The sequence below is a fragment of the Streptococcus oralis SK610 genome (genome assembly GCF_000257455.1).
In the GTDB taxonomy this organism is placed as follows: Bacteria; Bacillota; Bacilli; order Lactobacillales; family Streptococcaceae; genus Streptococcus; species Streptococcus oralis_CB.
Genome location: NZ_AJKQ01000031.1, coordinates 32,733 through 56,994, shown reverse-complemented (window position 1 = coordinate 56,994; position 24,262 = coordinate 32,733). Strand labels below are relative to the sequence as shown.

Below are 24,262 nucleotides of genomic sequence, written 5' to 3'. Positions count from 1 at the left end.
TATGAAATTAATTTATTAAAAAATTTCATATCTTCAATTTTTTAATTTTGTGACAAAAGTAAGTTATAATTGAGATATCATAACGAAAGGAGAACAGGCATATGTTTATCGAAGATATCGAAGTAGAAGAACAAGTATGTAATGGCGGTTGCTTTATTGCTTGTTAATCTAAGAACAAGAAAAAGTGGTATATAGCTATTACCACTTTTTCTTAATTTTTGCATATGTGTTCAGTAGATTTAAAATGAAATATATACTAAAATCCGGAAGAGGTTTCGTCAAGAGAGAAAAAGATATAATTATGTATCCTGCATGTAAAGGGGGAGAGAAAGTGATTCATTCTCCTTGTATAAAAGAATTGTGGGAGGAAATGAAATATTTAGATAAAAATTTTTCATATAATAACATTGATATATATAACCTTCTGAAAGAAAGCTCTCTTGTTTTTGAAATTAATGAAGATGAATGGGATGATTATCAACGATTATCTAGGAATATACAATTTTTATCATTACATAACGATATTGAACCTAATTTACAGTATAAATCTATAATTGATAAGAAAATATTAATAATTGGTCTTGGAACTGTCGGGGCACCTCTTGTTTATGAATTAGATAAATTTGGTTTTAAAAATATTGTAGTTATTGATGGCGATAGTGTTGAATTAAAGAATATTACTGCACAACTAGGGTATTCTATATCTGATGTTGGACAATTAAAAACTAAGGCACTTCGAGAAAAAATTAGTAGTATAAAAGAAACGATCGATGATTATCTTTCGGTTGATAATATTGAAAAGAATCTGTATGATATAAAACCAGATATTATATTTTGTTGTGCTGATGATTCAACTGGTAATTTAATAAAATTATTAATCTCTAAATTGCCTAAATATAATTATACTCTGTTTTTGACAGGATATTCTCAAGAAGAATTAATTGTATATCATATAACTAAAGAGAATCAACAAGTATTCTTGAGTTATTTTAATGAACAACCTTATCTCTTGAAAACACAGTTTATATCCCATAATACAGGAACGATAGCAAAAGGGCTCATGAGTGCATCTTTAGCCTTTAATACCCTCATTAAAAGTTTTTATCTTAAAGTTGATGACATATTATTTTTTAATTTTAGATTAAACACTATCTATACTCAAAATTTGAGATATTTAAATCTTAATGAATTTGAAAAAAGATATATATTTAGGAATATTGAACAAGAAATATTGAAGATAGAGTATATTTTACAGCATGCAACAGATTTCGATAAAGAAGAAATAATAAAAAGAGTCTTCGAGTTTAATTACTATACATATCTGACTTTCTGTACAGATATTACTAATCAAAATTATAAATATCTCAATAACCATCTAGATCTTCTTTTTAATAGAATTTATGGAGATGCTATTGAAGACCACTTTAGGTCGGAAATTCTGAAACTAGAAACATTAAAAGCTGATTACTATAAGACAAATGGGATTCCAATTGTAAATTACTCTAAGTTTAGACATAATATCCCTATATTCGATGATATTTTATTAGATTATAAAAATTTTATCTTCTCTCCTAAATTCAAAGATGTATATAACAGTCTCTTAGATAAGAGAAAAATATTTATAGAAAATATATCACGGCAATTAAAAACACGATATGGCTTCGACTTTATTGAGTTGATTTCTAAAAATCTTAAAGTTTCTATTAATACTAAGAATCTTGATAAATATGATTTTTTGGAATTTGAATTTTTAGAATCGGAAAAGATAGTAGCTACTGATGCTTTTGAGCTGATTTTAAGAGCTATAGACGATAAAGAATTTTTCAATTTTGTTGAAAATTATCGTAACAATGGATTTATCGATTGTGAAAAAAGAGCAGGCAAAACTCATAAGAATTTTACTCTCTATAACCCATATACAAAGACATCGAAAATAATAATGACATATCAAGAAAATTTTATGGGGGTAATGAGATTATCCCATGAGCTGATGCATGCATATTCTTATGATTTGTTTAAAGAACGATTACATCTAGATGAATTATATAAAATTCCTAAAAGCTTTTGGGAAATTTTTGCAAAATTAGGTGAGTTATTTGTTGCCGATAGTCAGGAAAAATTATCAGTATTTTTTAGAAAATCTTTTTACCAATATGTATTTTGTCAAATTGATTATAATGTTTTGATTTTAAGTAAAAATTCTTCTATAGAGGATATTTTGAAGATTAAGTCAGAGTTTTTTAACTCAATTGGTTTACTTCCAGAATTACTAGAATACACACAGTACAACTTCATTGACTATAGCATGCTGTATTCAAAGCATTTTTATGCCTATGATGCAGTGTTTTCGGATATTATTGCTTTGGGTATTTATAAATATTCTAAAAAACTTAATTATTCATTTGGAGAAATAATTTCTATTATAGCATCTATTTCAACATTCACTATTGACTCAATAAAGGATGAGTTTAATATAGAAATTGAGAGTTTAATAGAATCCTATGTATCTGAAATAAATAATTTTTTAAATAATTATTTTTTGGAGGAAATGAAAGATGAATATTTTAAGGGAAAATAAATCTTTTAGAGCTTTAGCTATATCTGCATTTTTTAATAAATTGGGTTCATCTATGTATAATCTAGTTTTTGTATCTTTTGCTGCTACTATGCCTAATAACAAATTAGCTGTAGGCATTGCTAATATTATTGTCTTAATTCCTGTATTTTTTACATTATTTATAGGAATAAAGGCTGATGAGACAAAATTAAAAAGGAGGTGGTTGATTTTACTGGGATTCGTTCAATCTATTTTGTTCATATTAGTTGGATTATTGACTCAGACTACAACTTGGTTGGCATTTTCTATAATATGTTTAATCAATATAGTCTCAGATATTATTAGTGACTATAGAGGTGGGCTAGAGCTCCCTATTTTTCAACATACAGTTAAACAAGAAAATCTAATAGAAGCGCATTCTGTAAATCAGTTTATCTCATATGTTTGTAATTTTTCTGGTCAAGCCTTAGGCGTATATGTGTTGACAATTTCAAATGATAATTTTGGCCTTGTCGCAGTTTTTAATGCTTTATCGTTCTTTGCATCATCATTTATACTAATTAAATACAAAAAGTTTTTATTGCATGCTAATGTGGAGATATATCAAAAATCATTTGTTTTAAAAATTAAAGAAACTTATTTAGGTTTAAAAGAAGTTTTTCAAAAGTCTGAAAAGACAAATTTCACATTAATGTTACTATCTATTTTACTTATTAATGCTTTAGGTAGTGGTTTTTCAGCTATATATAATATATCTTTTTTAAAAGAGTCTCTTTTTGGATTAACATTTAGTCAGTCAGTGTTTATATTACAGATTATAATGGTATTTTTTAGTATTATAGGAACGATAAGTCCTCATGATTATTTTTCAAAATTACCTCTCATTTCAATAATATTTTTAGATTCAATTATCATTTTTGCTATATCGTTAAATAATAGTTTTAGGGGTCCGCAAGTTTTATCTATGATTGGACTAGCGTTTTTATTTTACTTAAGCGGAAAAATTAATCCCAAAATAAATAGTCTCTTGATGTCTTCGCTTCCTAGCGAGCTTTTAGCAAGAAGTGGTGCATTTTTATCTTTGCTTTTTATGCTGGCTATGCCAATTGGGAATATTATTTTTACTATTTTTAGTTTATTTGCTATTCAATCAGCTTGGCTGTTATACTCAATCTTCGCTTTTATAGTTTTATTATTAACATTTAAATTGACCAATGAGAAAGTATAGGTTTGCTCCTTTTTACTAGATTTAAAACTCAATTGTACAAAATGCCTTGCAAATCCCATCATGCATCGCTATTTCGCTTTATACGACACTAATTTCACTGTCAAAGAGAACTCCAAAGAAGTAAAGTCTTTTTGAGAATTGTATAAAAACACGTTGACTCAAAGTTACTCCTCTTACTTTTGTAAAAATAGGAAAAAAGTGCTACAATAAGATGAATAAATTTAAAGAGGTATTATCATGTCTAAGATTCTAGTATTTGGTCACCAAAATCCAGACTCAGATGCCATCGGGTCATCTGTAGCCTTTGCTTACCTTGCAAAAGAGGCTTATGGATTGGACACAGAAGCAGTAGCACTTGGAACTCCTAATGAAGAAACAGCCTTCGTTTTGAACTATTTTGGTGTAGAAGCACCACGCGTTATCACATCTGCTAGAGCAGAAGGTGCAGAGCAAGTCATCTTGACTGACCACAATGAATTCCAACAATCTGTATCAGATATCGCTGAAGTAGAAGTTTACGGTGTTGTAGACCACCACCGTGTGGCTAATTTTGAAACTGCAAGTCCACTTTACATGCGTTTGGAACCAGTTGGATCAGCTTCATCTATCGTTTACCGCATGTTCAAAGAGCATGGTGTAGCTGTTCCTAAAGAAATCGCAGGTTTGATGCTTTCAGGTTTGATTTCAGATACCCTTCTTTTGAAATCGCCAACAACTCACCCAACAGACAAAGTCATTGCTCCTGAATTGGCTGAATTAGCTGGTGTCAACTTGGAAGAGTACGGTCTTGCTATGCTGAAGGCTGGTACAAACTTGGCTAGTAAATCTGCTGAAGAATTGATTGATATCGATGCTAAGACTTTTGAACTCAACGGAAATAAGGTTCGTGTTGCCCAAGTCAATACAGTTGATATCGCTGAAGTCTTGGAACGCCAAGCAGAAATCGAAGCAGCAATGCAAGCGGCTAATGCAGCAAACGGCTACTCAGATTTTGTCTTGATGATTACAGACATCGTAAACTCAAACTCAGAAATCCTTGCTCTTGGATCAAACATGGACAAGGTCGAAGCAGCTTTCAACTTCAAACTTGAAAACAACCACGCTTTCCTTCCAGGTGCTGTTTCACGTAAGAAACAAGTGGTGCCTCAGTTGACTGAAAGCTTTAATAGCTAATAGTCTGAGTAATAATTGAAATGAGGAAATGTTAGTTTCTATATAGCTAAAGGGGTTTCGGCTCCTTTTTTTCTAGGAGAGAAAGATGTTAGAAAATGGTGATTTGATCTTTGTGAAGGATCTTTCAGATATGGGGCAGGCCATCCAGGCTTCTACTGGGAACTATAGTCATGTAGCCATCTTTTTGGACGGTTTCATCTACCATGCTAGTGGGCAAGCAGGGGTCATTTGTCAAGAACCTGCTGAATTTTTTGAACCGACTCATCTCTACGATCTTTATGTCTATCCAGAGCTGGAAGTTGACTTGGTAAAGGAGAAGGCTTGCCAGCATCTAGGTGCTCCTTATAATAGCTCGTTATATCCAGATGGGTCTGGCTTTTACTGCTCCCAGTATATCGCGGAAATTCTTCCTATTTTTGAGACTATTCCGATGCAATTTGGAGACGGGGAGCAGGAGATTAGTGATTTTTGGAGAGAATACTACAGGAAACTCGAACTTCCTGTGCCTCTCAATCAACCAGGAACCAATCCCAGTCAGTTGGCAGCATCTCCTCTTTTAGAATGTAAAGAAAGGAATCTTCATGATTCAGATTTTTAACCCATCTCGTTTGACTCGACAGCCATTTTTTATAGATTTGGTGGACTATCTGGACCAGCATGACGATGTGATCCTTCGAGAAATCAAGGCTCAGTTTCTAGATGTAGCAGTTGATAAACTCATGGAAGAGTATATAAAGGCAGGTTTGATCTTAAGGGAAAACAAACGCTATTCCCTTAATCTCCCTTTTCTAGAATCGATAGGTAATCTATCCCTTGACCAAGAAATTTTTGTCAGAGAGGATAGTCCAGTTTATCAAGCCTTGTTGGAGAAGAGTTTTGAGACAGAATTGTGCAATCAAACCAATGCAGCTATCTTAGTTGAAAAGTCTGACTTTGCAAGAGAAAAGATGACCTTATCCAACTATTTCTACAAGGTCAAGCACCAATATCCTTTGACAGAAAAACAGCAGGAACTCTATGCCATTTTGGGAGATGTCAATCCTGAGTATGCCCTCAAGTATATGACGACTTTTTTGTTAAAATTCCTCAAAAAAGACCAACTGATACAGAAACGTCGTGATATCTTCGTTGAGAGTCTAGTCGTCTTGGGCTATGTTGTGCAAAACGAAGAAGGGAAGTATGAGTTGGCTGTTGAGTTTGACAAGGAACGATTGACTTTCTATTTACCTTAATTGCTTCATTTTGAGCAGATTGTTTGACTTTACTAAAGAATAAGCATAAACTAAATGTAAGCGATAACGTTTATCGTATTAAAAGCAAAGGAGACAGAGATATGTCACTTGAAAATAAATTGGATCAAGCAACTGGTGCTATCAAAGAAGGATTTGGTAAAGTTACTGGTGATAGCAAGACAGAAGCAGAAGGTACTGTTGAAAAAACAGTTGCCAAAGCAAAAGAAGTTGTTGAAGATGCTAAAGGTGCTGTAGAAGGTGCCGTTGAAGGTCTTAAAAATTCATTTAAGAAAGAAGACTAAAAAAATCAAGGGAATAGTTCCCTTGATTTTTTTATAGATAACGTTCTGCGATGGCCGCATCTCCGGGATAGTCTTCTTTCTTTCCTTGGACGATTTGATAACAATCAGCTCCCTTGCCTGCAATAATCACAGCATCGAGTTCTTGATTTGTGATGGCCATCGCCGCCTTGATGGCTTCTTCACGATCGGCAATCTTTTCAACAGGATGACTGATATAGCTGTTGATTTCTTCAGCAATGGTCATTGGATCTTCATAGTTGGGATCATCAGCAGTGAGAAAGACTTGAATCTCAGGATGTTGATTGAGAAGGAGTCCGAAGTCCTTGCGACGACTTTCACCCTTGTTTCCAGTCGAACCGAGAACCAGAGCAATCTTTCCAGTTTGATGGGTTTCAACCACATTGATGAGTTTCTTTAGACTGTCCCCGTTGTGGGCGTAGTCGATGAAGACCTTGGCTCCATTTTTCTGTGTGAGGACTTCCATACGTCCAGGGACCCGGGTTGCAGCAATTCCTTTTTTGATGTCCTCTAGACTAGCACCTAGACGAAGGCAGGCAAGTCCTGCAGCGACTGCATTTTCTTGATTGAAGTGACCGATGAGTTGGATATCATAATCACCAGCGAGTTTACCTGTAGCTGAAAAGCTAAAGGCTTTGGAATTCTCGATTTGGTTGCTCGACTGACTACCGTAGAAATCATGCTCTTGATGTTCAACTTGTTCTTTCAGTACAGAAAAGTGGTCCATGTCGCTATTAATGACAACTGCTCGGCTATTTTTCATCAAGAGACGTTTGTGGTAGAAGTAGTCTTCAAAGCTAGGATGCTCAATCGGACCGATATGGTCAGGAGTGATGTTAAGAAAGACACCTACATCAAAGGTTAGACCATAGACTCGATGAACAAGATAGGCTTGGCTAGAGACTTCCATTACAAGATGGGTTCGACCATTCTGAACAGCCTGAGCCATCATGTCGAAAAGATCGATATTTTCAGGTGTTGAGAAGGAAGATTTAAAGAAGGTCTCACCATCCAGAGTTGTGTTCATAGTTGACAAGAGAGCTGTTGGGTAGCGTTGAGATAGGATGTGGTATGCAAAGTAAGCAGCTGTCGTCTTTCCTTTTGTCCCTGTGAAAGCGAGAATTTTGAGCTTTTCTTGTGGATTGCCATAAAATTCCATAGCAATTAAACTCATGGCTTTTTTGATATCGTTCACAATGATGACGGGGATACCGACTTCGTAGTCCTTTTCTGCGACATACCAAGCTAATCCTTGCGTTATAGCGGATAGGAGGTATTCTTTTTTAAAGGCGGCGCCTTTGGCAAAAAAAAGAGTGCCTTCTTTTACTTTTCTGCTGTCGTAACTGATACTATCAAAAACAACTTCACTGTAGTTGTAGTGGTAATGACCTTGGTCAATAATCTCACGAAAAAGGCCATCTTTCTTTAAAATATCTAATACGGTTTCAATCTTAATCATACTTTCTATTATAAACTTCAAGCCCGAATTTTACAAGTAACAAGGAAAAGTTTATAATGGAAGATAAGGAACTTTTCCTAGTTATCAAAATTGAATGAGGAAGCTATGTCTAACGAAAACAATCACCAGCAAGCCCAGATGTTGCGAGGGACTGCTTGGCTAACAGCTAGTAACTTTATTAGTCGCCTCCTTGGTGCTATCTACATTATTCCCTGGTATATCTGGATGGGGACCTATGCTGCTAAGGCAAATGGACTCTTTACCATGGGCTACAATATTTACGCCTGGTTCTTGCTGATTTCGACAGCGGGTATCCCAGTTGCAGTCGCAAAACAAGTGGCTAAGTACAATACCATGCGAGAAGAAGAGCATAGCTTTGCCTTGATTCGGAGTTTCCTAAGCTTTATGACGGGCTTGGGATTAGTCTTTGCCTTGGTCTTGTATCTCTTTTCTCCCTGGTTAGCAGATTTGTCAGGTGTGGGGAAAGATTTGATACCTATCATGCAGAGTTTGGCATGGGCGGTCTTGATTTTCCCGTCCATGAGCGTCATCCGGGGCTTCTTCCAAGGGATGAACAATCTGAAACCCTATGCTATGAGTCAAATCGCTGAGCAGGTGATCCGTGTTATCTGGATGTTGATGGCAACCTTCTTCATTATGAAGATGGGTTCTGGTGACTACTTATCAGCCGTTACTCAATCGACCTTTGCGGCCTTTGTGGGGATGGTGGCAAGTTTTGCAGTTTTGATCTACTTCCTTGCCCAAGAAGGTTTGCTCAAAAGAGTATTTGAAACACGAGATAAGATCAATAGTAAGCGACTTTTAGTCGATACTATCAAGGAAGCCATTCCCTTTATCCTAACAGGATCAGCCATTCAGCTCTTCCAAATTTTAGACCAAATGACCTTTATCAATAGTATGAAGTGGTTTACCAACTATAGCAATGAAGACTTGGTTGTCATGTTTTCTTATTTTTCTGCCAATCCGAATAAAATTACCATGATCTTAATCTCTGTAGGGGTTTCCATTGGGAGTGTCGGCTTGCCACTTTTGACGGAAAACTATGTAAAAGGCGACTTGCAGGCGGCGGCTCGCTTAGTCCAAGATAGCCTCACCATGCTCTTCTTATTTCTACTGCCGGCAACGGTTGGAGTGGTCATGGTAGGGGAGCCTCTTTATACAGTCTTTTACGGTAAGCCAGATAGTCTGGCCATGGGCTTATTTGTCTTTGCAGTTTTACAGTCTACTATCCTAGGCTTGTATATGGTCTTGTCTCCTATGCTTCAGGCCATGTTCCGCAACCGCAAGGCAGTTCTTTACTTTATCTATGGTTCCATTGCTAAGATCGTCTTGCAATTGCCAACCATTGCTATTTTCCACAGTTACGGTCCCTTGATTTCAACGACTATCGGGCTGATCATTCCGAATGTCTTGATGTACCGAGACATCTGCCAGGTAACGGGTGCTCGTCGAAAGATAATCTTGAAGCGAACCATTTTGATTACCATCTTGACCCTTGTCATGTTTATCCTAGTTGGCTTCTTGCAGTGGCTACTCGGTTTTGTCTTCCAGCCAAGTGGACGCTTCTGGAGTTTCCTTTATGTAGCTCTCATCGGAGGGCTTGGAGGAGGTCTTTATGGTTTGATGAGCCTACGGACACGACTCTTGGACAAGATTATCGGCAAAGCTCAAGCAGACCGATTACGAACACGATTGAAAATATCGTAAAAACATTTATAAATAAAAGTAATGAATTTAACCTTTCTTTAACAGAAAGGTTTTTTATAGTCCATTTTCTTAAAAAAAGAGAATTTTTTCTAAAATCAAGAGCAAAAAATATGTTTTTTTAGGTTTTCTTTCAGAAATCGCTTGACTAAATAAAACCAAAGCTGTATAATAAGACAAAACTTTAAAACAGGAGGTTCTGGAAATGAAAAAGTCTAAGGCCAAGTATCTGACACTTGCAAGTGTCGTGTTAAGCGCAGGTATCTTACTGAGCGCATGTGGAAACTCAAGTAGCGCTTCTAAAACATATAACTATGTTTATTCGAGCGATCCATCTAGTTTGAACTATCTTGCTGAAAACCGTGCAACAACCAGCGACATCGTGACCAATTTGGTGGATGGGTTGATGGAAAATGATCAATATGGCAACTATGTTCCATCATTGGCAGAGGATTGGACTGTTTCTCAGGACGGTTTGACTTATACTTACAAATTGCGTAAGGATGCAAAATGGTATACTTATGAGGGGGAAGAATATGCCCCTGTAACGGCCCAAGACTTTGTGACAGGTTTGAAATATGCTGCTGATAAAAAATCCGAAGCCTTGTACTTGGTTCAAGACTCTGTAGCAGGTTTGGATGACTATATAAACGGTAAAACAACTGACTTTTCAACTGTCGGTGTTAAGGCGATTGACGACCAAACGGTTCAGTACACTTTGACACGTCCAGAATCTTATTGGAATTCTAAAACAACTTCAACCATTCTCTTCCCTCTCAATGCAGATTTCTTGAAATCAAAAGGGGATGACTTTGGTAAGGTAGACCCTTCTAGCATTTTGTACAATGGACCTTTCTTAATGAAATCGTTTGTTTCAAAATCTGTGATCGAATTCAAGAAAAATCCCAACTACTGGGATGAAAAAAATGTCTTTGTGGATGATGTGAAATTGTCCTATTATGATGGTAGTGACCAAGATGCACTAGCACGTAACTTTGTAGAAGGGGTCTACAGCTACGCGCGTCTCTACCCAAATAGCTCAAGCTTTGAAGGAATTAAAGAGAAGAACAAGGATAACATCATCTATAGTATGCAAAATGCAACTTCTTATTACTTGAACTTCAACTTGGACAGAAAATCTTATAACTTCACTTCTAAATCCTCAGATATCGAAAAGAAATCTACCCAAGAAGCAGTTCTGAATAAAAACTTCCGTCAAGCCTTCAACTATGCTTATAACCGTACAGCCTATGGAGCACAATCTCAAGGGGAGGACGGAGCAACAAAGATTATTCGTAACTTGGTTGTACCTCCAACATTTGTAAGTATCAACGGAAAAGACTTTGGCGATGTTGTTTCAGAAAAGATGGTCAACTATGGCCAAGAATGGCAAGGAATCAATTTTGCAGATGCACAAGACCCATACTACAATCCTGATAAAGCTAAAGCTAAATTTGCAGAAGCTAAGAAAGAATTGGAAGCTAAGGGTGTGCAATTCCCAATCCACTTGGATGTATCTGTAGACCAATCAGCTAAAAAAGGTGTACTTGAAGCAAGCTCTTTGAAACAATCCATCGAATCTGTTCTAGGAGCTGAGAATGTGGTGATCGATATCCAACAGCTATCAACAGATGACTTTGACAACTCTACTTACCTAGCTCAAACTGCAGCTCAAAAAGACTTTGATATCTATAATGGCGGTTGGAGTGCGGACTACTTGGATCCATCAAGCTATCTTGATATCTTAAATGTCAATAACGGCGGTATGTTGCAAAACATTGGTCTAGAACCAGGTGAGGTCAATGACAAGGCTAAGGCAGTTGGTCTGGATACTTACACTCAAATGTTGGAAGAAGCGAACAAGGAGCAAGAGCCAGCAAAACGTTATGAAAAATATGCTGAAATTCAAGCTTGGCTCGTTGATAGCGCCCTTGCAATTCCAAACGTTTCTCAGGGTGGAACACCGACCTTGAGAAAGACAGTTCCATTCTCATCGCCATTCTCACAAGCTGGAAATAAGGGTGTCGAATCATACAAGTACCTCAAGTTGCAAGATAAGACTGTAACGGCTGATGAGTATGAAAAAGCTAAAGAAAAATGGCTGAAAGAAAAAGAAGAATCAAATAAAAAAGCCCAAGAAGAACTGGCAAAACACGTTAAATAACCAGTCTATTCAACAGGAAAAACGATAGTTTCTCAAGGAACTATCGTTTTTATATAGTTTGAAACTATAACTAGCTCTTGAAAACAAGAAAATGAGTTAATGAAAATAAGTGGTACAATAGTTACTATAGATTTGGAGGTATTGTATGAGCAAAGAACTACACATCAACACAATTTTGGCCCAGGCTGGGATCAAGTCAGATGAGGCTACAGGTGCCTTGGTAACACCGCTTCATTTTTCAACAACTTATCAGCATCCGGAGTTCGGTCAGTCTACGGGATTTGACTATACCCGTACTAAAAACCCAACTCGCAGTAAGGCGGAGGAGGTCTTGGCGGCTATTGAATCAGCGGACTATGCCCTAGCAACGAGCTCAGGTATGGCAGCGATTGTACTGGCATTTAGTGTCTTTCCAGTAGGAAGTAAAGTCTTGGCTGTTCGTGATCTGTATGGGGGTTCTTTCCGTTGGTTTAACCAAGTGGAGCAGGAAGGCCGTTTCCATTTTACCTATGCCAATACGGAAGCAGAGTTGATTACTGAGCTGGAAAATGATGTGGATGTTCTCTATATCGAAACGCCAACCAATCCCTTGATGTTGGAATTTGATATTGCCAAACTAGCCAAACTAGCTCATGCCAAGGGTGCCAAGGTAGTGGTGGACAATACCTTCTACAGTCCGATTTACCAACGTCCGATTGAAGATGGTGCGGATATCGTTCTTCATTCAGCCACCAAGTATTTAGCAGGGCACAATGATGTCTTAGCTGGGGTGGTTGTGACTAATAGTTTAGAACTATATGAACAACTTTTCTATAATCTCAATACGACGGGTGCGGTCTTGTCACCATTTGATAGTTATCAGTTGATTCGTGGTCTTAAAACTCTACCTCTTCGTATGGAACGTTCTACAGCCAATGCCCAAGAAGTGGTTGCTTTTTTGAAGGATTCACCTGCTGTCAAGGAAGTGCTCTATACAGGACGTGGAGGCATGATTTCCTTTAAAGTAGTGGATGAAAAACGTATTCCTCATATTTTAAATAGCTTGAAAGTATTCTCTTTTGCGGAAAGTTTGGGTGGGGTGGAGAGTCTGATCACCTATCCGACGACTCAAACCCATGCGGATATTCCAGCAGAAGTGCGTCATTCCTATGGATTAACAGATGACCTCTTGCGCTTGTCAATTGGGATTGAAGATGCTAGAGATTTGATTGCGGACTTGCGCCAAGCTTTGGAAGGATAAGATAGATATGGGAAAATATGATTTTACAAGCCTGCCCAATCGTTTTGGGCACCATACCTATAAATGGAAAGAAGCGGAAGCTGATCGCGAAGTTCTACCAGCCTGGATAGCAGATATGGACTTTGTGGTTTTGCCTGAGGTTCGACAAGCTGTACAAGCCTACGCAGATCAGTTGGTCTATGGCTATACTTATGCTAGCGATGCTTTGATTGAGTCGGTTCAGGACTGGGAAGCTACACAACACGGCTATCGCTTTGACAAGGATGCCCTCGTCTTTATCGAGGGAGTGGTGCCAGCTATTTCAACGGCTATTCAAGCCTTTACAAAAGAGGGAGAGGCTGTTCTGATTAACACACCTGTCTATCCACCGTTTGCTCGCAGTGTCAAACTCAACAATCGCCGATTGATTACCAATCCTTTGGTGGAAAAGGATGGGCTGTTTGAGATTGACTTTGACCAGTTGGAGAAGGAATTGGTAGAAGAGGATGTGAAGCTTTATATCCTCTGCAATCCTCATAATCCTGGGGGCCGTGTTTGGGAAAAGGAAGTGTTAGAAAAGATTGGAACTCTCTGCCAAAAACATGGTGTATTACTGGTTTCGGATGAGATTCACCAAGATTTGGCCCTCTTTGGTCACAAACACCAGTCTTTTAACACCATTAATCCAGCTTTTAAAGACTTTGCCCTTATCTTGAGCAGTGCCACTAAGACATTCAACATTGCTGGAACGAAAAATTCCTATGCTGTCATTGAAAATCCAAAGCTTCGAGTTGCTTTCCAAAAACGCCAGTTGGCCAATAACCAACATGAAATCTCAGGCTTGGGGTATTTGGCAACAGAAGCTGCCTACCGTTATGGCAAGGACTGGTTAGGAGAGCTAAAAGAAGTTATCGAGGACCACATTAACTATGTAGTGGATGTTTTGGGCAACGAAACCAAGATTAAGGTCATGAAACCACAAGGTACCTACTTGATCTGGCTTGATTTTTCAGCCTATGACCTAACGGATGACCGCTTGCAAGAGCTTTTGAAGAATGAAGCCAAGGTTATCTTGAACCGAGGTTTGGACTTTGGGGAGGAGGGAGCTCTTCATGCCCGCCTCAATGTAGCCATGCCAAAGTCAGTACTGGAAGAGGTTTGCCAACGTATCGTGACCACTTTTGCTACACTTTAAAAATCCAGCCTTCTAGGAGAAAAGTCTTCCTAGAAGGCTATTTTCATAGGGGAAAATGTGGTATAATGAAAAGATAAGATAAAGGGGTAACTATGGCTAAATTGATTCCAGGAAAGTTGCGCATGGAGGGGGTTGCTCTCTATGAGACAGGCAAGATTGAGATTATCAAGGAAAAAGGGAATCGCCTCTATACTCGCGTGGCGGGAGAAGACTTGCGCTACAGTTTAGAGGATGATCTGGTTTTTTGTGCTTGTGATTTTTTCCAAAAAAGAGGTTACTGTGTTCACCTCGCAGCGCTCGAGCATTATCTGAAGAACGACGAAGAAGGCCAGGTGATTTTACAAGCCTTAGAAAAAGGACATGAAGAGCAAGAAGAGGTCGAAACCAAGGTTAGTTTTGGTGGTAGTTTTTTGGAGCGTATCCAACCTCAGAAGCGAGAGAAAATCTACACTTTGTCGGCACAAGGCCAGGTAGAAGCTGGAACCAATCGCCTCCTTTGGACTCTCCGAATCGGTTTAGTTGATAGTCAAAAATATTATGTCATTCGTGATATCCCTCTCTTTTTGAAGGTCTTAGTCCATCAAAAACCATATATGATTGGGAAATACTATGAAAATGACTTGTCTTGGGATGCTTTTGATACAGCTAGTCAAGATGTTCTTACTTTTTTATGTGGCTTGATTGAGGAGGGACTGAGTCAAGACCTCTTTTTCCCCAATCAAGGTCGTCACCTCTTTTTCCCTCTGACCTTTTTTGAGCAGGGAATGGGGTTATTGATGAACTTGGAAGATTTTCATTTCGAACACCAGATTACTAGTTATGAAAATCTTCTCTTTCATGATTTAGATCCAGAAGCAAACCTTTTCTCTTTTTCCGTGCAGGAGTATCCCGATTATTTTGAGATGGAGATTTCTGAAAGTGAGCGAGTCAACGTATTCTATGGGGGAGCGGTTCTCTTTCGTAAGGGTAATCTTTATCTCTTAAATCCTAAACAAATCAGCCTCCTAAAGGAAATCAAGGAGCTTCCTCAGGAGGAAAGAGGGAGAAAATGCCTCCAGTTTGACAACAGTGATCGTGACCGCCTAGCCGCCTGTCTGCCTTTGTTTGGACAGCTGGGCACAGTTTCTGCTCCTGAACGCTTGCAAATCAGACCCTTTTCACCAATCTTTTACTTTGATAGGGAGGATGACGGCCGCATCCGCTTGAATATTCAGTTTGACTATGGAGATGTTAAGGTAACTAGTCGTCAACAGCTGGAACAATTACCATTTTCAAGCGATGCTGTCTTGGAAAACCAACTATTTCAAGTCTGTTTAGGGGCTGGTTTTGAGGCTGATTTTCAGTCTTGGAGACAGGCTTTGAAGCCAGAGGCAGTTTATTCTTTCTTTCACCATACGATTCCAGCTTTTGAGAAGTTGGGTCAGGTTTTCTTGTCTGATGAGATGAATCAGCTCTACAGCATCCAAGCTCCTCAGGTTCAGATTGAGTCCAAGGGAGGACTGTTGGAAATCCAATTTGATTTCCAAGGGATTGCCCAAGAAGAGATTGATCAAGCTCTTAAAGCCCTGACCAGCAATCAGGATTTCTATATCAGTTCTTCTGACCAAGTGTACTTTTTTGATGAGGAAACCAAGCAGATTCGTCAAAATTTGCAGGAACTGGGGGTTGAGCTAAAAGATGGTTCTTTTCAGGCTCGGAAATCCCTAGCTTATAGTTTGTCTCAGTTGTTTGAAGGTCAAGACAGGATCTCCTTCTCGGAAGAATTTCAGCATTTAGCTCATGATTTGACTCATCCAGAGGATTTTCCTTTGGGAGATATACGGGTGCAGGCGAGTTTGAGAGACTATCAGGAAAAGGGTGTCCGTTGGCTCCAGATGCTTCATCACTATGGCTTTGGTGGCATTCTGGCAGATGATATGGGACTGGGAAAAACATTGCAAACCATCGCTTTTTCGACCAGTCAGGTGACAGAAGACAGTCGGGTTTTGATTTTGGCTCCGTCAGGTTTAATCTACAATTGGGCAGATGAATTCAGGAAATTTGCACCACAGTTGGATTTGGCTGTCGTTCATGGTTTGAAAGCGAATCGAGAAGCAATTCTTTCTGAAAATCACCAAATCTATGTGACTAGCTATGCCACCTTTCGTCAAGACAGCGAGCTTTATCAAGAAATGGCTTTTGATTTTCTCTTCTTAGATGAAGCTCAGGTCATGAAAAATGCCCAAACAAAGATTGCTCAGAGTTTGCGCCAGTTTGTGGTGCCAGCAGTTTTTGCTTTGTCAGGTACCCCCATCGAAAATCATTTAGGAGAGTTGTGGTCTATCTTTCAAATTGTGCTACCGGGGCTCTTACCAAGTAAAAAGGAGTTTATGAAATTACCGGCTGAGCGAGTCGCGCAGTTTATCAAGCCTTTCGTTATGAGGCGTAAGAAAGAAGAAGTCCTTACAGAACTGCCTGATCTGATCGAAGTCGTCTATAAAAATGAACTGGAAGATCAGCAGAAGGCCATCTATCTCGCCCAGTTGCAACAAATGCGAGACCGACTAGCCCAAGTGACAGATCAAGAATTCCAAAGAAGTCGGGTAGAAATCTTATCTGGACTCATGCGTTTGCGTCAAATCTGCGATACGCCAGCTCTCTTCATGGACGATTACCAAGGAGCTAGTGGTAAATTGGATAGTCTCCGAGATTTATTGCTACAAGTGGCAGATGGTGGCCATCGGGTCTTGATTTTCTCCCAATTCAAAGGAATGTTGGAAAAAATCGAGCAAGAACTTCCAGACTTGGGCTTGACTTCATTCAAAATCACAGGCTCAACTCCTGCTCAAGACAGACAGGAGATGACTAAGGCCTTTAACCAAGGGGAAAGAGATGCCTTTCTCATCTCTCTGAAGGCGGGTGGTGTTGGTCTCAATCTAACGGGAGCTGATACAGTTATTTTGGTTGACCTTTGGTGGAATCCCGCTGTCGAAGCACAGGCCATCGGAAGAGCCCACCGCATGGGGCAGGAGCAGATGGTCGAGGTCTATCGTTTGATTACCAAGGGGACCATTGAAGAAAAAATCCAAGAACTTCAAGAACAAAAGAAACATTTGGTTTCCCAAGTTTTAGATGGTACGGAGTCGCGTGCGAGTCTCAGTCTGGCAGAAATTCGTGAAATTTTGGGAATTTCTGAAGCCAGCACTTGAAAAATCAAGACAATACGCTATAATGAAGTGTTGAAAGGAAATACAAAATGAAACAAGATCGATTTCCATTGGTGTCAGATGATGAGATCATGCTGACCAAAATGCCAGTCATGGACTTGTACGATGAGTCAGACTTTATTAGCAATATCAAAGGTGATTACCGCGATAAGAACTATTTGGAATGGTCTCCTATCAATGAGGAAGGAACCGTAGTTTCTCCAGTGGTTAATAAGGAGTCAAAGCCGAGCCCAGAATCTAAAAAGGTTGAAAAAACGTATGCTGAATTGGCTCGAGAAGAGGCGCGTGCGGATTTGAAGAAGAAACGTTCAGCCAAGTATTTGACTCAGGATGTTAGTCATACCAGACGACACAATGGTTCAACACTTGTTCGTCAAGGAAACCAACCAACAGCACCATTTCAAAAGGAAAATCCTGGTGAGTTTGCCAAATTTAGTAAAAACTTGAGCCAGTCTCACTATATCTTAGCTGAGGAGGTTGGCCAAGTGGTGAATCCAACTCCAAAAACCCAAACGGAAAAAGCTAAAAAGAACAACTATGATTTTCTAAAGAAGAGTCAAATATATAATAAAAAGAATAAGCAAACGGAACAGGAACGTCAGGTTGCCCAAGAGTTGAATCTGACAAGAATTACTGAGTAGGGGAGAGAAGCATGTCAAAAACATATCATTTTATTGGAATCAAGGGATCAGGGATGAGTGCCCTAGCCTTGATGTTGCACCAAATGGGACACAAGGTTCAAGGTTCAGACGTTGAAAAATACTACTTTACTCAACGTGGACTAGAGCAGGCAGGGATTGCGATTCTTCCTTTTGATGAAAAGAACCTACAAGGTGATGTGGAGATTATCGCGGGGAATGCCTTCCGTCCAGATAACAACGTTGAAATCGCCTATGCAGATCAAAATGGTATCAGCTACAAACGTTACCATGAATTCCTAGGTAGCTTTATGCGCGACTTTGTCAGCATGGGAGTGGCAGGAGCACATGGAAAAACTTCAACAACAGGTATGTTGTCACACGTCTTGTCTCACATCACAGATACCAGCTTCTTGATTGGTGACGGGACAGGTCGTGGTTCAGCCAATGCCAAATATTTTGTCTTTGAATCAGACGAATATGAGCGTCACTTCATGCCTTACCACCCAGAATACTCTATCATCACCAACATTGACTTTGACCATCCAGACTACTTTACAAGTCTAGAGGATGTTTTCAATGCCTTTAACGACTATGCCAAACAAATTACCAAAGGTTTGTTTGTATACGGTGAGGATCCTGAGTTGCGTAAGATCACAGCCAATGCGCCAATCTATTACTATGGGTTTGAAGCTGAGGGCAATGACTTTGTAGCTAGTGATCTCCTTCGTTCTACGACTGGTTCGACCTTCACCGTTCACTTCCGTGGTCAAGAATTGGGTCAATTCCACATTCCAACCTTTGGTCGTCACAATATCATGAATGCGACAGCTGTTATTGGTCTTCTTTACACAGCTGGATTTGATTTGAACTTGGTCCGTGAACACTTGAAAACTTTTGCAGGTGTTAAGCGTCGTTTCACTGAGAAAATTGTCAATGATACAGTGATCATTGATGACTTTGCCCACCATCCAACAGAAATCATTGCAACCTTGGATGCAGCTCGTCAAAAATACCCAAGCAAGGAAATCGTGGCAATCTTCCAACCGCATACCTTTACAAGAACCATTGCCTTGTTGGACGAATTTGCCCATGCATTGAATCAAGCAGACGCCGTCTACCTAGCGCAAATCTATGGATCAGCTCGTGAGGTGGACCATGGTGATGTCAAAGTAGAAGACTTAGCTAATAAAATCAACAAGAAACACCAGGTTATTACTGTTGAAAATGTTTCTCCACTCCTAGACCATGACAATGCTGTTTACGTCTTTATGGGTGCAGGAGACATCCAAACCTATGAATATTCATTTGAACGTCTTTTGTCTAACTTGACAAGCAACGTCCAATAAGGAAAACAGATGGAAATTCCAATCACAATAAGGCAAGCTACCCTATCAGATTTAGAAGAAATGTTGGCGATTGAAGAAGCCAATCCGTCATCAGAAGAGACACTTAGCCGCCAATCCTTAGAAGAGAGTATCCGCAAGTCTGCGGGTACCTTTCTTGTAGCTGGGGATGAAAATCAGCTCCTAGGCTATGTTTTGGGAGATGCTCAGTCTCTTCATCCCAAATGGATAGAAATAAAATCCTTGACCATTCATCCTGACCATCGGGGACAGGGGCTGGGAACTCTTCTTCTTGCGGCCTTGAAACAGGTGACAGTCGAACTAAATCACCAAGGTATTCTTTTGCAAAGTCCTGATGAGTTGCTATCATATTTTGAAATGAATGGCTTTGTTGAAGAAGAAGTGACAGAGAGTCATTTTGACAGTGGTTCTGAATGGTATCTGATTTGGGCCAATCCTTTTTATCAGGAGGAAATATGAAAATCAGACAAGCAAGATTTTCGGATTTAGATCGAATTATAGAGATAGAGCTAGAGAATTTTTCCCTTGAAGAAGCTATTCCTCGTTCCGTCTTTGAGGCCCATTTGCGGGAAATTCAGACCAGTTTTCTGGTAGCTGAAAAAGAGGGGCGTATTCTTGGTTATATCGAAGGTCCAGTCGTTCCGCACCGCCATCTACATGATCAGTCCTTTACAGAAAAAATTAAAGACTATAGCTATCAACCTGGAGGTTATATTTCTGTGACCTGCCTATCTATTGCCAAGGAAGCACAAGCTTTGGGGGTAGGGAAAAGATTATTAAAGGCTCTGAAAGAAGTCGCTTTAGAACATGAGCGAGAGGGTATTAATCTGACGTGTCATGATTACCTTATCGCCTATTACGAAAAGCACGGCTTTGTTAATGAAGGAATATCCCAGTCAAGCTTTGCTGGGGAAACATGGTATGATATGGTCTGGCAGCCTGAAAATAAAGAAAACTAGCTAGGGAATGCCCTAGTTGGTTGCTTTTCTGCGACTTTTAAGATATAATATTAGGGATTGTCAACAAGGAGGTAATGCTTTTGACTGAAAAATCAAGAGAAGAAGAAAAATTAAGCTTTAAAGAGCAGATTCTACGTGATTTAGAAAGAGTAAAAGAACAAGATAGAAGAGAGAAAGAAGTAGAGATTCCCAATCTGACGGCTTCATCATCTCAAGCTAGTTCAGCAACTCCTTCAGATCTTGAACCAGAAACATCAACAGAAGAGTTGATGGCTGATTCCCTATCTGTTGTCGATAAAATCCTAAAAAATGCACCAAGTGTTCCTCCACTTTCAAGTGCTAGAACTGATGAAACGGATGACCAAGAAGAGAAAGAGATTAGACAGCCAATCATTGATAAGATTGAAGTTGTAGAATCTGAAGAACCTCTAGTAGAGCCGATTCATCTGGCTGAAGAACCTGTAGTGGAACCCGTTCAACCTAAGGTAGAACCAGTTGAGCTTAAACCCGAAGAAAAAGAATTTAACGACACTCCGACTAAGGTTGCCGTAACCTATAAAACAGAAGACAAGAAAGAGGAAATTACCCCAGGAATGCCTGAAAGAGTTGAGCCTGTTTCTACAGAATCTAGCAGTGGATTAGCTGATGCTCCACGTCGTAGTCGTCGTCAAGGTGCAACATCAACTAAGAAAAAGAAAAAATCAAAAGCTAAAGGTTTCCTAGTAACAGTTCTAGTTCTCCTAGTACTCGTTGCAGTTGGTGGTTATTTTGGTTATGGTTATGTGCAAGATTCCTTGAAACCTGTGGATGCGAGCTCTAAGGACTACGTAACGGTTCAAATCCCAGACGGTGCAAATGTTCAAGAAATTGGAAGCACCTTGGAAAAATCTGGTTTGGTTAAACATGGACTTATCTTTAGCCTTTATGCTAAATACTATAGTCATGCCAACTTGAAGTCAGGTTATTACAACTTGAAGAAGAGTATGAGTACGGATGAGTTGATTCAAGAATTGCAAAAAGGTGGGACTCCTGAAGCTCAGGCACCTGTTCTTGCAAACTTGACAATTCCAGAAGGCTATACATTAGAGCAAATCGCTCAAACAGTAGGACAACTTCAAGGTGAATTTAAAGAACCTCTTACTGCGGATGCTTTCTTGGCAAAAGCTCAAGATGAGACCTTTATCTCAGAATTAGTAGCCAAGTATCCAAACCTACTTGGAAGTCTTCCAACAAAAGACAGTGGCGTTCGTTATCGTCTTGAAGGCTACCTTTTCCCAGCGACCTATACAATCAAAGACAGTACAACTGTTGAAAGTTTGATTGATGAGATGGTAGCTGCTATGGATAAGGCTATGTCACCATATTACGCTACGATCAAAGAAAAGAATCTGACGGTCAATGAATTGCTCAGCATTGCTTCTCTTGTCGAAAAAGAAGGTGCTAAAACCGAAGACCGCAAGATGATCGCAGGTGTCTTCTATAACCGCTTGAATGCTGGTATGCCTCTTCAAAGCAATATCGCTATCCTATATGCTCAAGGAAAACTTGGTCAAAAGATTAGTTTAGCAGATGACGCTGGAATTGATACAACGATTGATTCACCATACAATGTTTACACACACCTTGGCCTCATGCCTGGACCGGTTGATAGCCCAAGTTCGGATGCGATTGAAGCAAGTGTAAATCAGACAAAGAGTGAGTACTTGTACTTTGTAGCAAATGTTGAAGACGGTAAAGTATACTTTGCGACAACAAAAGAAGAACATGATCAAAACGTTGCAGAGCATATCAATAGCAAGTTACCTCAAGCAAGTAGTTCAAACTAAAATTATGTGGTTTTCCACATAATTTTGTTTTAAAAAAGTAAATAGAAAAGAAAGTTAAAAAATGGCAGAAAAAACTTACCCAATGACCCTTGAAGAAAAGGAAAAACTAGAAAAAGAATTAGAGGAGTTGAAACTCGTTCGACGCCCTGAAGTCGTAGAGCGTATCAAGATTGCTCGTTCCTATGGAGACCTTTCAGAAAATAGTGAGTATGAAGCAGCGAAAGATGAACAAGCTTTTGTTGAAGGTCAAATTTCAAGTCTAGAAACAAAGATTCGCTATGCTGAAATTGTTAATAGCGATGCAGTTGCCCAAGATGAGGTAGCAATCGGTAAAACAGTAACAATCCAAGAAGTCGGTGAAGACGAAGAAGAGGTCTACATCATCGTCGGTTCTGCAGGTGCAGATGCTTTTGCTGGTAAAGTCTCAAATGAAAGTCCGATTGGTCGTGCTTTGATTGGCAAGAAGACTGGCGATACTGCAACGATTGAAACACCAGTTGGTAGCTATGATGTCAAAATCTTAAAGGTTGAGAAAACAGCCTAAATAGGATGAAAAAGGAGTAGTGAAGGTTTTGCCTTGCTCAACTCCTTTTTGGTTTTTTGGATAAAAAGGAGACTATATGAGTGAAAATAAGAAGAAAAACAAAATGGAGCGTGGTTTAACCAATCGCCATGTGCAGGTGATGGCTATTGCGGGAACAATCGGAACAGGACTTTTCCTAGGTGCTGGTCGCTCTATCAGCCTTACTGGACCTTCTATCATTCTGATTTATATGATCACAGGAGCCTTTATGTTTTTGATGATGAGGGCTGTTGGGGAGATGCTGTATCAGGATCCAGAACAGCATACCTTTATCAACTTTATCACCCGTCATTTGGGGAAAGGCTGGGGATATTTCTCAGTTTGGTCTTATTGGCTGTCAGTTGTCTTTATCGGTATGGCAGAAATCACTGCCATCTCAGACTATGTCCGCTTCTGGTTCCCTACCTGGCCTAGCTGGCTGATTCAGCTTGTCTTTTTAACGATTTTGGCTTTGGTCAACCTGATTGCAGTTAAGCTTTTTGGAGAAGTCGAGTTTTGGTTTGCTATGGTCAAGATTGTGGCGATTTTAGCCATGATTGCCACTGGGATTTTTATGGTTTTGACAGGCTTTAAGACACCGCATGGTGTTGCAAGTTTGGCAAATATCAGCGACCAGTTCTCTCTTTTTCCAAACGGAGTTATGAACTTTGTCATGGCCTTTCAAATGGTATTTTTTGCCTATCTGATGATTGAGTTTATCGGGGTGACAACTTCTGAAACAAAGAACCCTCGTCAGGTCTTACCTAAAGCTGTTAAGGAAATTCCTCTCAGAATTATCTTCTTCTATGGGGGAGCTCTCATTGCGATTATGGCCATTATTCCTTGGTCTTATCTTAATTCTTCAGATTCTCCTTTTGTAACGGTTTTTGAACTGGCAGGGATCAAGTGGGCAGCGGCTCTAATCAACTTTGTTGTCTTGACCTCAGCAGCGTCTGCGCTTAACTCGACTCTCTACTCAACAGGGAGACACTTATATCAGATTGCCCATGATTCGCCCAATCGTTTCTTAAAGGCTATCAAGGTCGATACCCTTTCTCGCCACAATGTTCCACAAAATGCCATCATCGCCTCAGCGATCTTGATTGCTCTCGCGGCCTTTATCAATGTGCTACCAGGTGTTTCAGATGCCTTTGCTTTGATCACCGCATCCTCATCAGGTGTTTACATCGCGATTTATATCTTGATAATGGTGGCCCATCTCAAATACCGCAAGTCACAAGACTTCATGTCTGATGGCTACCTTATGCCTCAGTATCGCTTGCTTAATCCCCTAACCATTCTATTTTTTGTCTTTGTTTTTGTGACTCTCTTTTTGCAAGAGTCCACTTTCATGGGGGCAGTTGGTTCTGCGATCTGGATCCTTGTTTTTGGGATTTATAGTCAGTGGAAATTTAGAAAATAACTCATGAAC

The 24,262-nt window shown here is 39.4% G+C and carries 19 protein-coding genes; 18 read left to right on the top strand and 1 reads right to left on the bottom strand.

The window, feature by feature from the left end; translation table 11 throughout:
* Positions 1–244: 244 nt before the first annotated feature.
* The 6 genes from HMPREF1115_RS11365 to HMPREF1115_RS11340 all read left to right on the top strand — a co-directional run bounded on the left by HMPREF1115_RS11365 (position 245) and on the right by HMPREF1115_RS11340 (position 6,492).
* Positions 245–2,578: a ThiF family adenylyltransferase gene (locus tag HMPREF1115_RS11365; protein ID WP_000875128.1), complete on the top strand. Its 2,334-nt coding sequence runs from the start codon at positions 245–247 to the stop codon at positions 2,576–2,578.
* Complete coding sequence (locus HMPREF1115_RS11360; RefSeq protein WP_001023982.1) at positions 2,556–3,785, top strand: MFS transporter; 1,230 nt, start codon at positions 2,556–2,558, stop codon at positions 3,783–3,785. The genes HMPREF1115_RS11365 and HMPREF1115_RS11360 overlap by 23 nt, the downstream gene beginning before the upstream one ends.
* A 237-nt stretch (positions 3,786–4,022) precedes the next feature.
* Positions 4,023–4,958: a manganese-dependent inorganic pyrophosphatase gene (locus tag HMPREF1115_RS11355; protein WP_000036061.1), complete on the top strand. Its 936-nt coding sequence runs from the start codon at positions 4,023–4,025 to the stop codon at positions 4,956–4,958.
* An 85-nt stretch (positions 4,959–5,043) separates the two neighbouring features.
* Positions 5,044–5,556 carry a YiiX/YebB-like N1pC/P60 family cysteine hydrolase gene (locus tag HMPREF1115_RS11350; protein ID WP_000892226.1) on the top strand — a complete coding sequence of 171 codons (513 nt, stop codon included), beginning with the start codon at positions 5,044–5,046 and terminating at the stop codon, positions 5,554–5,556.
* Positions 5,540–6,190 carry a DUF1803 domain-containing protein gene (locus HMPREF1115_RS11345; protein WP_000614475.1) on the top strand — a complete coding sequence of 217 codons (651 nt, stop codon included), beginning with the start codon at positions 5,540–5,542 and terminating at the stop codon, positions 6,188–6,190. Before HMPREF1115_RS11350 ends, HMPREF1115_RS11345 begins: the two co-directional genes overlap by 17 nt.
* Positions 6,191–6,291: 101 nt before the next feature.
* Positions 6,292–6,492, top strand: coding sequence for a CsbD family protein (locus tag HMPREF1115_RS11340; protein ID WP_000051179.1), 201 nt, complete (start codon positions 6,292–6,294; stop codon positions 6,490–6,492).
* Positions 6,493–6,523: 31 nt separating this feature from the next.
* Here HMPREF1115_RS11340 and HMPREF1115_RS11335 read toward each other — a convergent pair whose 3' ends face one another.
* The gene (locus HMPREF1115_RS11335) at positions 6,524–7,969 is read right to left on the bottom strand and encodes a UDP-N-acetylmuramoyl-L-alanyl-D-glutamate--L-lysine ligase (protein ID WP_000590280.1); all 1,446 of its coding nucleotides are present in this window, start codon (positions 7,967–7,969) and stop codon (positions 6,524–6,526) included.
* Between the two features lie 105 nt (positions 7,970–8,074).
* Between HMPREF1115_RS11335 and HMPREF1115_RS11330 the strand changes: the two genes are divergently transcribed.
* From HMPREF1115_RS11330 to HMPREF1115_RS11275, 12 genes are all read left to right on the top strand, one after another.
* Positions 8,075–9,697: a putative polysaccharide biosynthesis protein gene (locus HMPREF1115_RS11330; RefSeq protein ID WP_000064205.1), complete on the top strand. Its 1,623-nt coding sequence runs from the start codon at positions 8,075–8,077 to the stop codon at positions 9,695–9,697.
* Between the two features lie 202 nt (positions 9,698–9,899).
* Positions 9,900–11,858: a peptide ABC transporter substrate-binding protein gene (locus HMPREF1115_RS11325; RefSeq protein ID WP_000748540.1), complete on the top strand. Its 1,959-nt coding sequence runs from the start codon at positions 9,900–9,902 to the stop codon at positions 11,856–11,858.
* A gap of 145 nt (positions 11,859–12,003) precedes the next feature.
* Positions 12,004–13,098, top strand: a complete 1,095-nt coding sequence (locus HMPREF1115_RS11320; protein WP_000031945.1) for a cystathionine gamma-synthase — start codon at positions 12,004–12,006, stop codon at positions 13,096–13,098.
* A 7-nt stretch (positions 13,099–13,105) separates the two neighbouring features.
* On the top strand, positions 13,106–14,272 hold the full coding sequence (locus HMPREF1115_RS11315) for a MalY/PatB family protein (protein ID WP_000521338.1): 1,167 nt from the start codon (positions 13,106–13,108) through the stop codon (positions 14,270–14,272).
* A 92-nt stretch (positions 14,273–14,364) separates the two neighbouring features.
* Entirely contained in the window at positions 14,365–17,460 is a 3,096-nt protein-coding gene (locus tag HMPREF1115_RS11310) for a DEAD/DEAH box helicase (RefSeq protein ID WP_001096253.1), read from the top strand.
* 47 nt (positions 17,461–17,507) lie between these two features.
* Positions 17,508–18,119, top strand: a complete 612-nt coding sequence (locus HMPREF1115_RS11305; protein WP_000806751.1) for a hypothetical protein — start codon at positions 17,508–17,510, stop codon at positions 18,117–18,119.
* An 11-nt stretch (positions 18,120–18,130) separates the two neighbouring features.
* Entirely contained in the window at positions 18,131–19,465 is a 1,335-nt protein-coding gene (gene murC, locus HMPREF1115_RS11300) for a UDP-N-acetylmuramate--L-alanine ligase (RefSeq protein WP_000048080.1), read from the top strand.
* A gap of 9 nt (positions 19,466–19,474) precedes the next feature.
* Entirely contained in the window at positions 19,475–19,942 is a 468-nt protein-coding gene (locus HMPREF1115_RS11295; protein WP_000405315.1) for a GNAT family N-acetyltransferase, read from the top strand.
* Positions 19,939–20,442 (top strand): GNAT family N-acetyltransferase, encoded by a 504-nt coding sequence (locus HMPREF1115_RS11290; RefSeq protein ID WP_000702423.1) that lies wholly within the window; start codon positions 19,939–19,941, stop codon positions 20,440–20,442. Before HMPREF1115_RS11295 ends, HMPREF1115_RS11290 begins: the two co-directional genes overlap by 4 nt.
* 74 nt (positions 20,443–20,516) lie before the next feature.
* A complete protein-coding gene (mltG, locus tag HMPREF1115_RS11285) occupies positions 20,517–22,268 on the top strand; it encodes an endolytic transglycosylase MltG (protein ID WP_000927561.1) in 1,752 nt (583 codons plus the stop codon).
* 61 nt (positions 22,269–22,329) lie between these two features.
* Positions 22,330–22,812 (top strand): transcription elongation factor GreA, encoded by a 483-nt coding sequence (greA, locus tag HMPREF1115_RS11280; protein ID WP_000818765.1) that lies wholly within the window; start codon positions 22,330–22,332, stop codon positions 22,810–22,812.
* A gap of 76 nt (positions 22,813–22,888) precedes the next feature.
* Positions 22,889–24,253 (top strand): amino acid permease, encoded by a 1,365-nt coding sequence (locus tag HMPREF1115_RS11275; RefSeq protein ID WP_001293564.1) that lies wholly within the window; start codon positions 22,889–22,891, stop codon positions 24,251–24,253.
* Positions 24,254–24,262: the final 9 nt, after the last annotated feature.

Bases quoted from the DNA above. Each gene is read 5' to 3' on its own strand.
- HMPREF1115_RS11305 (WP_000806751.1), top strand. From the start codon at position 17,508: ATGAAACAAGATCGATTTCCATTGGTGTCAGATGATGAGATCATGCTG.
- HMPREF1115_RS11295 (WP_000405315.1), top strand. From the start codon at position 19,475: ATGGAAATTCCAATCACAATAAGGCAAGCTACCCTATCAGATTTAGAA.
- murC (WP_000048080.1), top strand. From the start codon at position 18,131: ATGTCAAAAACATATCATTTTATTGGAATCAAGGGATCAGGGATGAGT.
- HMPREF1115_RS11315 (WP_000521338.1), top strand. From the start codon at position 13,106: ATGGGAAAATATGATTTTACAAGCCTGCCCAATCGTTTTGGGCACCAT.
- HMPREF1115_RS11325 (WP_000748540.1), top strand. From the start codon at position 9,900: ATGAAAAAGTCTAAGGCCAAGTATCTGACACTTGCAAGTGTCGTGTTA.
- HMPREF1115_RS11355 (WP_000036061.1), top strand. From the start codon at position 4,023: ATGTCTAAGATTCTAGTATTTGGTCACCAAAATCCAGACTCAGATGCC.
- HMPREF1115_RS11335 (WP_000590280.1), bottom strand. From the start codon at position 7,969: ATGATTAAGATTGAAACCGTATTAGATATTTTAAAGAAAGATGGCCTT.
- greA (WP_000818765.1), top strand. From the start codon at position 22,330: ATGGCAGAAAAAACTTACCCAATGACCCTTGAAGAAAAGGAAAAACTA.
- HMPREF1115_RS11345 (WP_000614475.1), top strand. From the start codon at position 5,540: ATGATTCAGATTTTTAACCCATCTCGTTTGACTCGACAGCCATTTTTT.
- HMPREF1115_RS11275 (WP_001293564.1), top strand. From the start codon at position 22,889: ATGAGTGAAAATAAGAAGAAAAACAAAATGGAGCGTGGTTTAACCAAT.
- HMPREF1115_RS11320 (WP_000031945.1), top strand. From the start codon at position 12,004: ATGAGCAAAGAACTACACATCAACACAATTTTGGCCCAGGCTGGGATC.
- HMPREF1115_RS11365 (WP_000875128.1), top strand. From the start codon at position 245: ATGAAATATATACTAAAATCCGGAAGAGGTTTCGTCAAGAGAGAAAAA.
- mltG (WP_000927561.1), top strand. From the start codon at position 20,517: ATGCTTTTGACTGAAAAATCAAGAGAAGAAGAAAAATTAAGCTTTAAA.
- HMPREF1115_RS11330 (WP_000064205.1), top strand. From the start codon at position 8,075: ATGTCTAACGAAAACAATCACCAGCAAGCCCAGATGTTGCGAGGGACT.
- HMPREF1115_RS11340 (WP_000051179.1), top strand. From the start codon at position 6,292: ATGTCACTTGAAAATAAATTGGATCAAGCAACTGGTGCTATCAAAGAA.
- HMPREF1115_RS11310 (WP_001096253.1), top strand. From the start codon at position 14,365: ATGGCTAAATTGATTCCAGGAAAGTTGCGCATGGAGGGGGTTGCTCTC.
- HMPREF1115_RS11290 (WP_000702423.1), top strand. From the start codon at position 19,939: ATGAAAATCAGACAAGCAAGATTTTCGGATTTAGATCGAATTATAGAG.
- HMPREF1115_RS11360 (WP_001023982.1), top strand. From the start codon at position 2,556: ATGAATATTTTAAGGGAAAATAAATCTTTTAGAGCTTTAGCTATATCT.
- HMPREF1115_RS11350 (WP_000892226.1), top strand. From the start codon at position 5,044: ATGTTAGAAAATGGTGATTTGATCTTTGTGAAGGATCTTTCAGATATG.